The sequence below is a fragment of the Ralstonia sp. SA306 genome (assembly GCF_054792405.1).
The window spans coordinates 1,848,448-1,863,058 of sequence record NZ_CP096451.1 but is presented as its reverse complement, the minus strand read 5'-3'; the positions used below and the strand labels follow the sequence as shown (position 1 = coordinate 1,863,058).

The following is a 14,611-nucleotide window of genomic DNA, read 5'->3' as shown; positions in this document are numbered from 1 at the left end:
GATGAAACGGAGCGCGTCGCCGGGCGGTCAAAATCCGGTAGAATGCGCGCCTTCAAGAGCCTTTCAGAAGATCCATGAAAACAACCTTCCTGGAGTTCGAGCAGCCGATCGCAGAACTTGAGGCGAAGATCGAAGAACTTCGCTTCGTGCAAGACGATTCCGCTGTCGACATTTCTGAAGAAATTTCCCGCCTGGCTTCGAAAAGCCAGCAGCTCACCAAAGATCTGTACGCCAACCTGACGCCATGGCAGGTCGCGCAGATCGCCCGACACCCGCAGCGTCCATACACGCTCGATTACGTCCGCGAGATCTTCACCGACTTCCACGAACTGCACGGTGATCGCACTTTCGCCGATGATTTGTCGATCGTGGGCGGTCTGGCGCGCTTCAATGGTCAACCTTGCATGGTGATCGGTCACCAGAAGGGCCGCGACACGAAGGAGCGCGCGCTGCGCAACTTCGGCATGTCCAAGCCCGAGGGTTACCGTAAGGCCAAGCGCCTGATGGAGCTGGCGGACAAGTTCGGCCTGCCGATCTTCACGTTCGTCGATACGCCGGGCGCATTCCCAGGCATTGATGCGGAAGAGCGCGGTCAATCCGAAGCCATCGGTCACAACCTGTTTGTGATGGCCGGCCTGAAGGTGCCCCTGATCGCCACCATCATCGGTGAAGGCGGTTCGGGCGGCGCACTGGCCATCGCCATGGGCGATTCCGTGATCATGCTGCAGTTCGCGACGTACGCTGTGATCTCGCCGGAAGGCTGCGCATCGATCCTGTGGAAGACCGCAGAGAAGGCACCGGAAGCCGCTGAGGCACTGGGTCTGACCGCGCATCGTCTGAAGGCTCTGGGCCTGATCGACAAGATCGTCAACGAGCCGCTGGGCGGCGCACACCGTGATCCGAAGAACATGGCGACGATGCTCAAGCGCGCGCTGGCCGAATCGCTGCGCCAGTTCCAGGGCATGAAGACATCGGAACTCCAGACGCGCCGTCACGAGCGCCTGATGGCTTATGGCAAGTTCAAGGAAACCGAAGTTCGCTGATTCGTCGGCTGAGCTCGTCAACAAGGTCGCACAACGCGTTGCCGCGTGTGCGGCCTTTGTTGCTTCTGGCGGGGCCGAAGCGCCAATCGTGGCGATTGCCCTGTCGGGCGGGCGCGATTCCGCCGCGCTGCTGCACGCAAGTGCTGCGTGGCGTGATTCGGGCGCACGCGTGCAGCTCGTTGCCCTGCATATCCATCACGGTTTGCAGGCCGATGCCGATGTCTGGGAATGCGCCTGCCAACGCATGGCAGAAGCAGCTGGCGTCGCGTTTCATGCGCGTCGCGTCCATGTGGCGGTCGATGCGGGGCAGGGCGTTGAGCAAGCGGCGCGCGAAGCCCGATACGCCGCGCTCGAAGCGCTTTGCGCGGAAACAGGCGCCTCCATTCTGCTGACGGCGCATCATCAGGATGACCAAGCCGAAACGGTGCTGCTGCAATTGATGCGCGGCGCTGGCCTCGACGGCCTCGCAGCCATGCCGATGGCTCGGGCGGGCACTGTCACATTGCTGCGTCCGTGGATCGATGCGCCGCGCAGCGAGATCGAGCTGTACGCACATACGCACGCGCTCAGCTGGGTCGAGGATCCGTCCAACACCGACGCGCGCTACGCACGGAATGCGTTGCGTCCGCTGCTTGTGGGCATGGCGGATCATTTCCCGGCGTATCGCGAAGCGCTGTCGCGCAGCGCGACGCATCTGGCGGATGCGGCCGCGCTGATCGACGAGATTGCACAGGCCGATTTGATGCAGATCGCTTCCGCGGATGGCCTGGATGTGGTGGCGTTGATTGCGCTGTCCGAGCCGCGCCAGCGTGTGGTGCTGCGAGCGTGGTTGGCGGAAGCGGGCATGCGTGCGCTGTCGAGTCGGCGCCTCGAGGATCTGCGTACGCAACTGATTGATGCGCGAGACGACGGTGCGCTGCGCATTCAATTGCCGACGGGGGAAGTCAGGCGCTACCGCGGCGTTGCATGGCTCGACGCTGGCGCCAACGATGCATCGGAGCCGGTCGCGGTACCCATTGGGGCGACGGCGTTCGAGCCGGAGCATCGAACTGAGCAACGCGTGAATGTGGCCGCATGGGGTGGGGCGCTGCTGTTTGCCCCCGTGGCAAGCGATGGCATTGCGGTGCAAACCTTGCAGGCGCCGCTGTCGCTGGAGTCCCGCCGCGGTGGAGAACGTATCGTACTGCGCCCTGGGGGGCCGTCCCGCGCGCTCAAACAGGCGTATCAGGAGGCCGGCATTCCTGCCTGGGGACGCCAGCGTTTGCCGCTCCTGTATGCGGGCGAAGTGCTCGTATTTGCGGCGGGGTTGGGGATGAACCGGGCGGCCACGCATGGCGGCGCTGGCTGGGAAATCACGTGGTCAGCGACGGGGGAGAGTGCCTCCTGACACACATCGTCACTGGCGGATTGCTTGCCGATCGATGCAAATTGCTGTATTTTCAAAGGCTTTTGCACCGCTCCGCCTCCTCCAGATCTTTCCAAGATGGCTCTCATCGTTCACAAATACGGTGGCACCTCGATGGGTTCGGTTGAACGCATCAAGAATGTCGCCAAGCGCGTTGCCAAGTGGCACCGTGCAGGTCACCAGATCGTGGTCGTTCCGTCGGCCATGTCTGGCGAAACCAATCGCCTGCTGGGCATGGCCAAAGAGATTTCGGCCCAGCCCGACCCGCGTGAACTCGACATGATTGCCTCGACCGGCGAGCAGGTGAGCGTGGGTCTGTTGGCCATCGCGCTGCACGCCGAAGGCATCGATGCCCGCAGCTACACGGGCTGGCAAGTGCCGGTGAAGACCGATTCGGCCTACACCAAGGCACGCATCCAGTCGATCGACGATGAGCGCGTGCGCGCTGATCTTGACGCCGGTCGCGTGGTCGTCATTACCGGCTTCCAGGGTATCGACGGCGAAGGCCACATCACCACGCTGGGCCGTGGTGGTTCGGATACCTCGGCCGTGGCGGTTGCCGCTGCGCTCGAGGCCGACGAATGCCTGATCTACACCGACGTCGACGGCGTGTACACGACCGACCCGCGCGTGGTGGACGACGCCCGTCGCCTGGACAAGATCACCTTCGAAGAGATGCTGGAAATGGCCAGCCTTGGGTCCAAGGTGCTGCAGATTCGCTCGGTGGAGTTTGCCGGCAAGTACCGCGTGAAGACCCGTGTGCTGTCGTCGCTGACCGACCCGCTGATGCCGCTCGACGTCGAGATGAACTCGGGCACGCTGATTACTTTTGAGGAAGATTCGAACATGGAAGCCGCCGCCATTTCCGGCATCGCCTTTGCCCGCGACGAAGCCAAGATCACCGTGATCGGTGTGCCGGACAAGCCTGGCATCGCTTATCAGATCCTGGGCCCGGTCGCCGATGCCAATATCGACGTCGACATGATCATCCAGAACCAGTCGGTGGAAGGTAAGACGGACTTTACCTTTACCGTGCCGCGTGGCGAATACCAGCGCGCCCTGGCGATCCTGAACGACAGCGTGAAGGCGCATATTGGTGCGGCCAGCGTGTCGGGCGACCCGAAGGTATCGAAGGTTTCGGTGGTGGGTGTGGGCATGCGCTCGCACGTGGGTATCGCCAGCAAGATGTTCCGCACGCTGTCGGAAGAGGGCATCAACATCCAGATGATCTCCACCTCGGAAATCAAGATCTCGGTGCTGATCGACGAGAAGTACATGGAGCTGGCCGTGCGCGCGCTCCACAAGGCGTTCGAGCTGGATCAGGCGTAATCGGCTGAGCTGGCACCGGATGGCCGGGGTGGCGACCCCAAGGGGCCACAGATTCTCACCGCGTGTCATGCAGTTGTCGTTGACCGGGTGGGGTGAAGTGGCTAGAATACGCGCTTCGTTGCACGGGCTCCTTCGTGCGACGCAAGTTTGGGAGACGTGGCCGAGAGGTCGAAGGCACTCCCCTGCTAAGGGAGCATCCGGGCCAAAACCTGGATCGAGGGTTCGAATCCCTCCGTCTCCGCCAGTTTGGCGCTTCTCGCGGGAAGTGCACACAACAGGCGGATGCGAGTTGAGCTGACGTGACGGCTCGCATTGCACTGCACGTCAAAAAGCCCGCATGGTTTGCGCCATGCGGGCTTTTTCTTTGTCTGCTCCGCACGCGTGCGCCTTCCTAAGATGGCGCGCGCATGCGTTAGTGCATTAACGCATCAGCCTTGGCCGACGACGTCCGGCACACCGGCGGTCACGTTGAAGCCACAGTCCACGTACGTGATCTCGCCAGTCATACCGCTGGCCAGATCCGACAGCAGGAACGCCGCCACGTTGCCAACCTCCTCGATGGTGACGTTACGGCGCAGTGGTGCCACGTCTTCCATGTATTTGAGCAGCTTGCCGAAATCCTTGATGCCGGATGCAGCAAGCGTCTTGATCGGACCCGCCGAGATGCCGTTGGCGCGGATGCCTTTCGGACCCAGAGCGCTGGCCAGGTAACGCACGCTCGCTTCGAGCGACGCCTTGGCCAGGCCCATCGTGTTGTAGTTTGGGACCACGCGCTCAGCACCCAGGTAGGTCAGGGCGAGGAGCGAAGCATTGGGCGAGAGCATCGGCAGCGCGGCCTTCGCCAGCGCGGGGAAGCTATACGCCGAGATGTCGTGCGCGATGCGGAATGATTCGCGCGACAGGCCGTCCATGAAGTTGCCGGCAATCGCTTCGCGCGGCGCAAAGCCGATCGAGTGCACGAGGCCGTCGAAGTGGTCCCAGTGCTGGCCGAGATCTTCGAAGACCTTGGCGATCTGCTCATCGCTGCCGACGTCGCAATCAAACACCAGCTTGCTGTCGAACTCGGTGGCGAATTCAGTAATGCGGTCTTTAAAGCGTTCGCCGACGTAGGTGAAGGCCAGTTCCGCGCCTTCGCGCTTGCACGCACTGGCGATGCCGTAGGCGATCGAGCGGTTGGACAGAAGGCCGGTAATCAGAATGCGCTTGCCAGCGAGGAATCCCATGGTTTCTCCGTACAAATGTGGGGCAACGTCGCGCCCGTATGTTGCCGTGGTCACTCGTCACTGCGGTGACGCAGCGGCGGTATCCGGGGCGCGAGGCAATTAGGTGGGCGCGATCATACCGGAAAGCGAGGGGCGGCTCCGCATTTGCGCAGTGCCGCACAACCCCTGCCAGCCTTGTCAATGCGGGACGATCCCCGGGCCGGAATTGGTGGGATTGCGGTGTGAGGGCGTTAGAATCGTCCAAAACAGTTTTTCAGACAGCGATCAATCGGATCAACGCATGCAAGGATATTGGGGGCAAGGGGCGCAATGAGCGTGCGCGTTGCGACACACAAGCGAGCCATAGCGCTGGTCAGCCTGCTGGCGGCGATCTGCGCGACGCCCGCCTGGGCGGCCCATGGCTACGCCGAATATGGCGACCTCAAATATCTGGCCGGTTTCTCCAACTTCGGCTATCTGAACCCGAAGGCGCCCATCGGCGGCATGCTGCTGCTCGGCAACCCCGACCGGCGCACGAGTTTCGACAAGTTCAATCCGTTCACGATCAAGGGCACGTCGGCGCCGGGGCTGAATCAGCTTGTCTTCGAAAGCCTGCTCATTACGAGCTGGGACGAAACCGCCAGCGGCTATGGGCTGCTTGCGGACGATGTGACGGTCGCCCCCGACGAGCTTTCGGTTACGTTCCACATCAACTCCCGCGCGCGATTCTCCAACGGCGATCGCGTACGCGCGTCGGACGTTAAGTACTCCTACGACATGCTGATGGGCAAGGGCGCGAGCCCCGCCTACCGCAGCATGACAGCGGATGTGGCCAAGGTGACGGTGGTGGACGCGAGCACCATCCGCTACGAGTTCAAGCGCAAGAACAAGGAGCTGCCGCTCATCGTCGGTGGGCTGCCGGTGTTCTCGCCAAAGTGGGGCAAGGGCAGCGGCAAGCCCGATGACCCGGACGGCGGAAAGGATGTCGCGTTCGACAAACTGACCTTCCAGGACCCGGTTGCCAGCGGCCCGTATGTGATCGAGCGTTTCGATCCATCGCGCGGCATTACCTTTCGGCGCAATCCCGACTATTGGGGCCGTGACCTGAACGTGCGTCGTGGTTCGTTCAATTTCGAGCGCATCCAGTACAAGCTCTACAAGGATGAAACCGCCCGCCTGGAAGCCTTCAAGGCCGGCGAGTACGACGCCATGGTTGAGTACCGCGCCAAGAACTGGGCCAAGAGTTACGTCGGCGTGAAGTTCCGCAGCGGCGAGCTGATCAAGAGCGAATTCCCGCATCGCAACGGCGCGGGCATGCAGGGCTTTGTGATGAACCTGCGGCGGCCGCTGTTCCAGGATCTTCGGGTGCGCAAGGCGCTGGCGCTGGCGCTTGATTTCGAATGGCTCAATCGCCAACTCTTCTATGGCGCCTACCGCCGGCTCGACAGCTACTTCGCCAATAGCGAACTGGCCGCGTCGGATTCGCTCACGGGCATGCCCGGCAAGGGCGAGCTGGCGTTGCTGGAGCCGCTGCGCAGCAAGCTCGATCCGGAGGTGTTTGGCGTGCTGTCCGCGCCGCCTTCGACTGACCCTCCCAGCTCACTGCGTGACAACCTGCGGCAGGCGCGTCGCCTATTGGCCCAGGCCGGTTGGACGTACGCTGACGGCGCGCTGCGCAACAGCAAGGGCGAACCGTTCGTCTTCGAGATGCTCGACGACGGCGGCGCCATGAGCCGCGTCATGGCGGCGTATGCGCGCAACCTTGAGAAGCTCGGCATCCAGGTCAACCAGCGCATGACCGATTTCGCGCTTTACCAGAAGCGGTTGGAAGAGTTCGATTTCGACATGATCTCGCTGCGCTTTCCCGATTCGCAAAGCCCCGGCAATGAGCTGAAGGACCGCTTCGGCTCGGCTGCGGCTGACGAGGCTGGCTCGGACAACGTGATCGGCCTGAAATCGCCCGCCGTCGACGCACTGATCGACGATGTGCTGCGCGCTGAGAGCCGCGACGAGTTGGTCATCGCTTCGCGCGCGCTCGACCGCGTATTGATGCAAGGCTGCTATGTGATTCCGCACTGGTATTCGGCTTCGCACCGCGTGGCCTACAACAAGAACCTGATGTACCCGGATCGTCTGCCGTATTACTACTCGGCCGAGGCCTGGGTGCTGACGGCCTGGTGGCGGACACCGGAATCCGCCCAATCGGCTGCCAAATGACCGCATCGGTGACACCATGTTCGCGTACCTGATCAAACGGTTGCTGCTTCTGATCCCGACGCTGATCGGCGTGATCACGCTCACGTTTGTCGTGATCCAGTTCGTGCCCGGTGGCCCGGTCGAACAGATGATGATGGAGATGAAAGGGCGCGGCGCCGGCGGCGAGGCCAGTGGTGGCGGCGCGTTTGACTATCGAGGCCGCCGCGGCGTCGATCCCGAGAAGATCAAGGAAATCCGCGCGCTGTATGGTTTCGACAAGAGCCCGGTCGAGCGCTACTTCCTGATGCTCGGCCGTTTTGCGCGCTTCGACCTGGGAGAGAGCTATTTTCAGCACCGCAGTGTGTGGGACCTGATCAAGTCGAAATTGCCGGTATCGATTTCGATTGGGTTATGGACGTTCTTTCTCACGTATCTGATAGCGGTACCGCTCGGCATTGCGAAAGCCGTGCGGGCGGGCAGCCGGTTTGATCTGGTAACAAGCATCATCGTGTTGGTCGGTTACGCCATCCCGGGGTTCGTGCTCGGGGTGCTGCTGCTTGTGCTGTTTGGCGGCGGCACGTTCTTCCAGTGGTTCCCGATTCGGGGCATCACATCCGACAACTGGGATCAGCTCAGCCTGCTCGGCAAGATCACGGATTACCTTTGGCACATCACGCTGCCCGTCATGGCGTCGGTGGTGGGAAGCTTTGCCGTCATCACCATGCTGACGAAGAACGCGTTCCTGGAGGAAATCCGCAAGCAGTATGTGCTGACGGCGCGTAGCAAGGGGCTGTCGGAGCGGCGCGTGCTGTGGAAGCACATCTTCCGCAACGCGCTGCTGCCTTTGGTGACAGGCTTCCCGTCGGCTTTCATTGGAGCATTCTTCACGGGGTCGCTGCTGATCGAGCAACTGTTCTCGCTCGATGGAATGGGCCTGCTGTCGTATGAGGCGGTGATGCGGCGCGATTATCCAGTCGTGCTCGGCACGCTGTACCTGTTCACGCTGATTGGGCTGGCTGCACGGTTGATTTCCGACGTGTGCTATGTGCTGGTCGATCCGCGTATCCATTTCGGCTCGGTTGGGCGATAGGCGGGCCGGCAACCATGACCCAGTATTCGCGCACTTCCACGCATCCATCCAATACGGCAGCGCCGCATCCGGTGCGACACTCGCCGTCGCCCCTCAAGCGTGCGTGGCGCCGCTTCAAGCAGCATCGGCTTGGCTATTGGAGCCTGCTCATCTTCGTGGTGCTGTTCGTGCTCAGTCTGGGCGCTGAATGCATCTCCAATGACCGGCCGCTGGTGGTCAAGTATCACGGCAACTGGTATTTCCCGATCGTGAAGGCATACCCCGAGACGACCTTCGGCGGGGATTTTCCAACACCGACGGATTACCTCGATCCGTTCATCCGAGACAAGTTCAAGGAGCCGGGAAGCTTTGCGATTTACCCGCCCAATCCGTATTCGTACGAGACGCTGAACTACTTTTCGAAGGAGCCCAACCCGGCGCCGCCCTCGGCCGAGAATTGGCTCGGCACCGATGACCGTGGCCGCGATGTGTTCGCGCGGCTGCTGTACGGCTTCCGCGTCTCGGTGCTGTTCGGGCTGGCGCTCACGGTGCTGGGCGTGCTGGTCGGCACGCTGACTGGCGCGCTGATGGGCTTCTTCGGCGGGCGCTTCGACATGGTGTCGCAGCGGCTGATCGAAATCTGGAGTTCGATGCCTGAGCTGTACTTGCTGATCATCTTCGCGTCGATCTTTACCCCCAGCCTCGGGCTGCTCATCATCCTGCTGTCGCTGTTCGGGTGGATGAGCCTGTCGGATTACGTTCGCGCCGAGTTTTACCGCAACCGCTCGCTCGACTATGTGAAGGCCGCGCGAGCGATGGGCCTGTCCAGTTGGCAGATCATGTGGCGCCACATCATGCCCAACAGCCTGACGCCTGTGATCACCTTCCTGCCGTTTCGCATGAGCGCGGCCATTCTTGCGCTCACCAGCCTGGATTTCCTTGGCCTGGGCGTACCGCCATCCACACCGAGCCTTGGTGAACTTCTCGCACAAGGCAAGGCCAACCTGGATGCCTGGTGGATCTCGCTGTCGACTTTCGTGGTGCTCGTGCTGACCCTCGTGCTGCTGACCTTCATGGGCGACGCGCTGCGCGATGCCTTCGACACGCGCCTGTCGTTCGCCCAGCTGCGCACGCGCCAGAAACCCGCGGGGGTGAAATGACCCGCGTCGATCTGCGTTCCTCCGCGCCGAAGTACGACGGCCCGCTGCTGCGGCTGGATGACTTATGCGTGCATTTCGAATCCGAGCACGGCGAGGTTACGGAAGCCGTCAAGCATGTCTCGTTCGACTTGCACGCTGGCGAGCGCTTCGCGTTGGTGGGCGAATCGGGCTCGGGTAAGTCAGTGACCGCGCTATCGATCATGCGATTGTTGGCTGACGCGCAATACAGCGGCCGCATCCTGCTCGAAGGCCGTGACCTGCTTGCCGCGAGCGAGCGGGAGATGCGCGGCCTGCGTGGGGCCGATGTCGCCATGGTGTTCCAGGAACCGATGACGGCGCTCAATCCGCTGTACACGATCGGCAACCAGATCGTCGAAACGCTGGAGCTGCACGAAGGCCTGGACAAGCGCGCCGCCAAGGCACGCGCGATTGCGCTGCTGGAACGCACCGGCATTGCCGAGGCGCCGCGCCGGTTTGACGCCTTCCCGCACCAGCTATCGGGTGGCCAACGCCAGCGCGCAATGATCGCCATGGCGCTGGCGTGCTCGCCGAAACTTCTGCTGGCCGATGAGCCAACCACCGCGCTGGACGTGACGGTGCGCATGCAGATCCTGCAATTGCTGCGCGAGCTGCAGGCCGAGTTCGGCATGGCCATCATGCTGATCACGCACGACCTGAACATGGTGCGCGTCTTTGCCGAGCGCGTTGGCGTGATGGAGCGGGGCGTCCTGGTCGAGACCGGTAACACGGCCGACGTATTTGCCGCGCCCCAACATCCGTACACCGTGCGCCTGCTTGAGAGCCGCCCGCAGCGTGACGTGCTGCCGCTGGTGCCGCTTGCGCCCGTGCTGCTCGAAGCCGACAAGCTGACGGTCACCTACGAACGCCATCGCCCGGGGTTTGCCGGCTGGTTTCGAACCGATCCGTTTACCGCGGTCGATTCCGTGTCGCTGCAACTGCGTGAAGGCGAGACGCTCGGCATCGTGGGCGAATCGGGCTCTGGCAAGACCACGCTCGCGCAGACGCTGCTGGGTCTGCAAGCGGCAAAGAGCGGCGACCTGCGTTTCCTTGGCAACTCGCTGCTGCGCATTTCGCGCGACGAGCGTCGCGCTGTGCGGGCGCGCATGCAGGTGGTGTTTCAAGACCCCTACGGTTCGCTGTCGCCGCGCATGACGATCGAGGAGATCGTCGGCGAAGGGCTGGCGCTGCACCAACCCCATGTCAACGTCACAGAGCGCCGTCACCGCGTGATCGAAGCCCTGCGCGAGGTCGGCTTGGACCGCACGGCGCTGGGCCGCTATCCGCATGAATTCTCGGGCGGGCAGCGCCAGCGCGTCGCCATTGCCCGCGTGCTGATCCTCAAGCCGCAGTTGCTGGTGCTCGATGAGCCGACTTCCGCACTTGATGTGTCGATCCAGCAGCAGGTGCTTTCGCTGCTGTCCGCCCTTCAGAAAAAGTACAACCTGTCGTATCTATTCATCAGCCACGACCTTGCTGTCATCCGCGCGATGTCACATCGCGTGGTGGTGATGAAGGATGGAAAAGTGGTGGAAGAGGGCGACACTGAAGCGGTGTTGGCGTCCCCCTCACACCCCTATACCTGCAAGCTGATGGCGGCTGCCTCACTCATCCCTGCGCGGGATAACCCCTAAAACCCAATGCTTTTGCCCCGAATCAGTGCAGTTCTGATGCGCTGTTTTTGTAAGAATGCGCATCTAAAGTCATGTCTAAGTGCCTGATTTGCCTGTGGATTCCGGAGAATTTGTAACGACCTTTGACAAGTCAAAGTGTCACTTTTATCATCCTGCGAGATTGTTTTAACAAGATTCGGACTGTTCTCATTTGCGGTGCCATATCTTGGCCGCATCATTACGAGTTTCCGAGGGAGAACCAATGCAGCATTTCGTACTTCATTCCATGGCGCGTCTGGCGGTAGGGGTTGTGATCGGCTGCGGCGTGATCGTGTCGAATGCAGTGCATGCTGATACGGTCTTCAAGGACACGGAAGTCCGCGCCGACGTCAAGCCCGAAGCCAAATCGGGCCTCATCTCGAACGTGATGAGCAAGACCGGCGACGTGGTCATGAACGCACTGGGCATGATCGGCCTGCGCTACCGTTTCGGCGGCAACACGCCGGAATCGGGCCTCGACTGCAGCGGCTTCGTCCGCTACGTCTTCAACGACACCTTCGGTTTCCTGCTGCCGCGCCGCGCTGTGGAAATGAGCCGTGTCGGCACCAGCGTAGAAACAGCTGAACTGCGTCCCGGCGACTTGGTGTTCTTCAACACCATGCGCCACACCTTTTCGCACGTCGGTATCTATATCGGCGATAACAAGTTTGTACATGCGCCGTCCACGGGCAGCAAGATCCGCGTGGATGACATGACCGCCTCGTACTGGGTGACGCGCTATAACGGCGCTCGCCGCATCGAAGGCAACTCAGGCGCCGCAATCAAGGACGGCGCCGACAACTTTGTCGAGCAACTCAAGCGCGTCGATCCGAACGCTGCCGGCAAGCCGCTGGCAATGTACGGCGGTTGATTCGCGCTGCTGCCCCATTAGAAAAAGACCGCCTTGGCGGTCTTTTTTGTTGCCTGTGAGGGGTATCAGTGCGGCGGCAGCGGGGTGCCGACGATGGTTTGTGTCAGATGCAGCTTCTCCCGCAGCAGTGGCATGGCAGCCTGGGCAGCCTGTTCGCCCGCGAGAATCGCCTCGTTGCGCGCGGTGAAGTCGCTGCCCTTAACGAACGGCAGCGACGGTGTGATCACCACATCCGCCTGGGCCAGCTCGGTTTTGTTGATGCTCTGGCCCATGATGGCCGTCGTCTGCAGCAGCATGCTCGCCTGCCCCGATACCGCCTGGTTGGACGGGTCTGCCGAGATATTCACCGCAATCACGAACGTAGCGCCCATCTGCTTGACGTACGTAACCGGCACGGGCGCCACCAGGCCGCCGTCCACGTATTGACGGCCGCTGATCGTTACCGGCTGGAACACGCCTGGGATGCTGCACGACGCACGCACAGCCTGCCCGGTATTGCCGCGCCGGAACAGGATCGGCTTGCCGCTCGCCAGGTCCGTCGCGATGATGCCCAGTGGAATGTGCATCTGTTCGATGGGCTTCTGCTTGACCAGCCGGTTGATGTACTTCTCCAGCGCCTCGCCCTTGAGCCAGCCGCCGAAGCGCGTGCCGAAGGGCAGCGCCCAGTCGGCGATCATGGCCTCGTCCATCTTGAGCGCCATGCGGTTCATTTCCAGCCCTGACATGCCCGACGCGTAGATCGCCGCCACCACGCTACCCGCGCTCGTGCCGGTGATGAAGTCGATCTGAATGCCTTGGGCTTCCAGCATCTTGATGACGCCGATGTGCGCAAAACCACGCGCGGCACCGCCGCCCAGTGCCAACCCGATCCGCACGGGTTGTGTGGCCGGCTGGGCCGTGGGCGGCAGCACGGCCGAGGCCGGGGTGACTGGCGTTTCAGTTTTGCTGGACGAGAAACCCGTCAGGGTGCAGGCGGAGAGGACGGAGGCGCCGGCGGCGCCCAGGAAGAGGCGGCGTTGCATGAGGAGGTTGGGCGGTTTGGTATGCCGCGCAGTGATGTTCAGTCGTAACCGAGCGCACTGCGGCTGGCCGCCATTGTGCCAAAGTTCAGCGACAGGTCGGCCGGATATGCGTGGCGCGGTTGCTATAATTTCGGTTTTGATAGAGGCCGCTCAGGATCCGCGCTCAGGGTCCGACCACGCGGCCTTATTCGTTCAGCCATTCCTATGACACAGCGCGTACGCACTCGTTTCGCCCCCAGCCCCACTGGCTTCATCCACCTCGGCAACATCCGCTCGGCACTCTATCCGTGGGCCTTCGCACGCAAGATGAAGGGAGACTTCATCCTCCGCATCGAAGACACCGATGTGGAGCGTTCCAGCCAGGAAGCCGTCGACGTGATCCTGGAGGCGATGGACTGGCTGGACATGGACATCGATGAAGGCCCGTTCTACCAGATGCAGCGCATGGACCGTTACCGCGCCGTGGTCGCGCAGATGGTGCAGCAGGAACTGGCTTACCCGTGCTACATGAGCACCGAAGAGCTCGACGCCCTGCGCGAAGCGCAACGCGAGCGCGGCGAGAAGCCCCGTTACGACGGTACCTGGCGCCCCGCGCCGGGGAAGGTTTTGCCGACGCCGCCAGCGGGCGTGCAACCTGTGATCCGCTTCAAGAACCCCATCGGGGGCAGTGTCGTGTGGGACGACGCAGTGAAGGGCCGCATCGAGATCTCCAACGACGAACTCGATGACCTCGTGATCGCCCGCCCTGATGGCACGCCCACGTACAACTTCTGTGTGGTCGTGGATGACATGGACATGCAGATCACCCATGTGATTCGCGGCGACGACCACGTCAACAACACGCCCCGCCAGATCAACATCCTGCGCGCGCTAGGCGGTACGCCGCCGGTTTACGCTCACTTGCCGACCGTGCTCAACGAGCAGGGCGAGAAGATGAGCAAGCGCCACGGTGCCATGGCTGTTACGGGCTATCGTGATGCGGGCTATCTGCCAGAAGCCATCGTCAACTACCTTGCCCGCCTGGGCTGGGCGCACGGCGACGCGGAGATCTTCTCGCGCGAGCAGTTCATCGAATGGTTCGATCTCGAGCACCTGGGCAAGTCGCCCGCGCAATACAACCCTGAGAAGCTCGCCTGGCTGAACAACCACTACATCAAGCAGGCCGACAACGCGCGTCTGTCTGGTCTGGTGAAGCCGTTCATCGAAGAGCTGGGTGGCAAGGTGGATGGCGGCCCCGTGCTGGCCGACGTGATTGCGCTGGTGAAGGATCGCGCCAACACGCTTCGTGAAGTCGCCCAAACGGCGCTGCTGTTCTATCGCACGGATCTGGCTGTCGATCCGGCACTGGCTGCGCAGCACCTCACCGACGATGTGCGTCCGGGCATTGCCGCACTGGCTGAGAAGCTCGGCGCGCTGCCCGAGTGGACGCGCGAGGCCATTGGCGCCGCCTTCAAGGAAGTGCTCGCGGCACAGGGTTGGAAGATGCCGAAGCTGGCGATGCCGGTGCGCCTGCTGGTAGCAGGACAACTGCAAACGCCTTCGATTGATGCGGTGCTGGAATTGTTCGGCCGCGACGTTGTTCTGCGTCGTCTAACGGCGTGATGTGTGCGGCGCAAAAAATTTTGCGGAAGGGTATTGCCAAGC

Annotated in this window: 11 protein-coding genes and 1 tRNA gene; 10 read left to right on the top strand and 2 right to left on the bottom strand. The window is 62.2% G+C overall.

Going from position 1 to position 14,611, the window contains the following annotated elements; all coding sequences use genetic code 11:
• Positions 1–74: 74 nt before the first annotated feature.
• The 4 genes from M1D44_RS08905 to M1D44_RS08890 all read left to right on the top strand — a co-directional run bounded on the left by M1D44_RS08905 (position 75) and on the right by M1D44_RS08890 (position 4,021).
• A complete protein-coding gene (locus M1D44_RS08905) occupies positions 75–1,043 on the top strand; it encodes an acetyl-CoA carboxylase carboxyltransferase subunit alpha (RefSeq protein WP_112185186.1) in 969 nt (322 codons plus the stop codon).
• Positions 1,012–2,430, top strand: coding sequence for a tRNA lysidine(34) synthetase TilS (gene tilS, locus M1D44_RS08900; RefSeq protein WP_316853781.1), 1,419 nt, complete (start codon positions 1,012–1,014; stop codon positions 2,428–2,430). The genes M1D44_RS08905 and tilS overlap by 32 nt, the downstream gene beginning before the upstream one ends.
• Before the next feature lie 96 nt (positions 2,431–2,526).
• A complete protein-coding gene (locus M1D44_RS08895) occupies positions 2,527–3,777 on the top strand; it encodes an aspartate kinase (RefSeq protein WP_024976002.1) in 1,251 nt (416 codons plus the stop codon).
• 150 nt (positions 3,778–3,927) lie between these two features.
• Positions 3,928–4,021: transfer RNA gene (locus M1D44_RS08890), tRNA-Ser, on the top strand.
• Between the two features lie 184 nt (positions 4,022–4,205).
• On the opposite strand, the gene fabI is transcribed toward M1D44_RS08890, so the two are convergent.
• A complete protein-coding gene (fabI, locus tag M1D44_RS08885) occupies positions 4,206–5,000 on the bottom strand; it encodes an enoyl-ACP reductase FabI (RefSeq protein WP_024976001.1) in 795 nt (264 codons plus the stop codon).
• A gap of 309 nt (positions 5,001–5,309) precedes the next feature.
• Between fabI and M1D44_RS08880 the strand changes: the two genes are divergently transcribed.
• The 5 genes from M1D44_RS08880 (at position 5,310) to M1D44_RS08860 (ending at position 11,945) form a co-directional block, all read left to right on the top strand.
• The gene (locus M1D44_RS08880) at positions 5,310–7,196 is read left to right on the top strand and encodes an extracellular solute-binding protein (RefSeq protein ID WP_316853780.1); all 1,887 of its coding nucleotides are present in this window, start codon (positions 5,310–5,312) and stop codon (positions 7,194–7,196) included.
• A gap of 16 nt (positions 7,197–7,212) precedes the next feature.
• Positions 7,213–8,265 (top strand): microcin C ABC transporter permease YejB, encoded by a 1,053-nt coding sequence (locus M1D44_RS08875; protein ID WP_024975999.1) that lies wholly within the window; start codon positions 7,213–7,215, stop codon positions 8,263–8,265.
• 14 nt (positions 8,266–8,279) lie between these two features.
• Positions 8,280–9,404 (top strand): ABC transporter permease, encoded by a 1,125-nt coding sequence (locus M1D44_RS08870; protein WP_024975998.1) that lies wholly within the window; start codon positions 8,280–8,282, stop codon positions 9,402–9,404.
• Positions 9,401–11,056 (top strand): ABC transporter ATP-binding protein, encoded by a 1,656-nt coding sequence (locus tag M1D44_RS08865; RefSeq protein WP_316853779.1) that lies wholly within the window; start codon positions 9,401–9,403, stop codon positions 11,054–11,056. Before M1D44_RS08870 ends, M1D44_RS08865 begins: the two co-directional genes overlap by 4 nt.
• A 241-nt stretch (positions 11,057–11,297) precedes the next feature.
• Positions 11,298–11,945 (top strand): C40 family peptidase, encoded by a 648-nt coding sequence (locus tag M1D44_RS08860; protein WP_024975996.1) that lies wholly within the window; start codon positions 11,298–11,300, stop codon positions 11,943–11,945.
• Between the two features lie 65 nt (positions 11,946–12,010).
• Here M1D44_RS08860 and M1D44_RS08855 read toward each other — a convergent pair whose 3' ends face one another.
• Positions 12,011–12,967, bottom strand: a complete 957-nt coding sequence (locus M1D44_RS08855) for a patatin-like phospholipase family protein (protein WP_316853778.1) — start codon at positions 12,965–12,967, stop codon at positions 12,011–12,013.
• Positions 12,968–13,171: 204 nt separating this feature from the next.
• Between M1D44_RS08855 and gltX the strand changes: the two genes are divergently transcribed.
• Complete coding sequence (gene gltX / locus M1D44_RS08850) at positions 13,172–14,569, top strand: glutamate--tRNA ligase (protein ID WP_024975994.1); 1,398 nt, start codon at positions 13,172–13,174, stop codon at positions 14,567–14,569.
• The last annotated feature ends 42 nt before the right edge of the window (positions 14,570–14,611 follow it).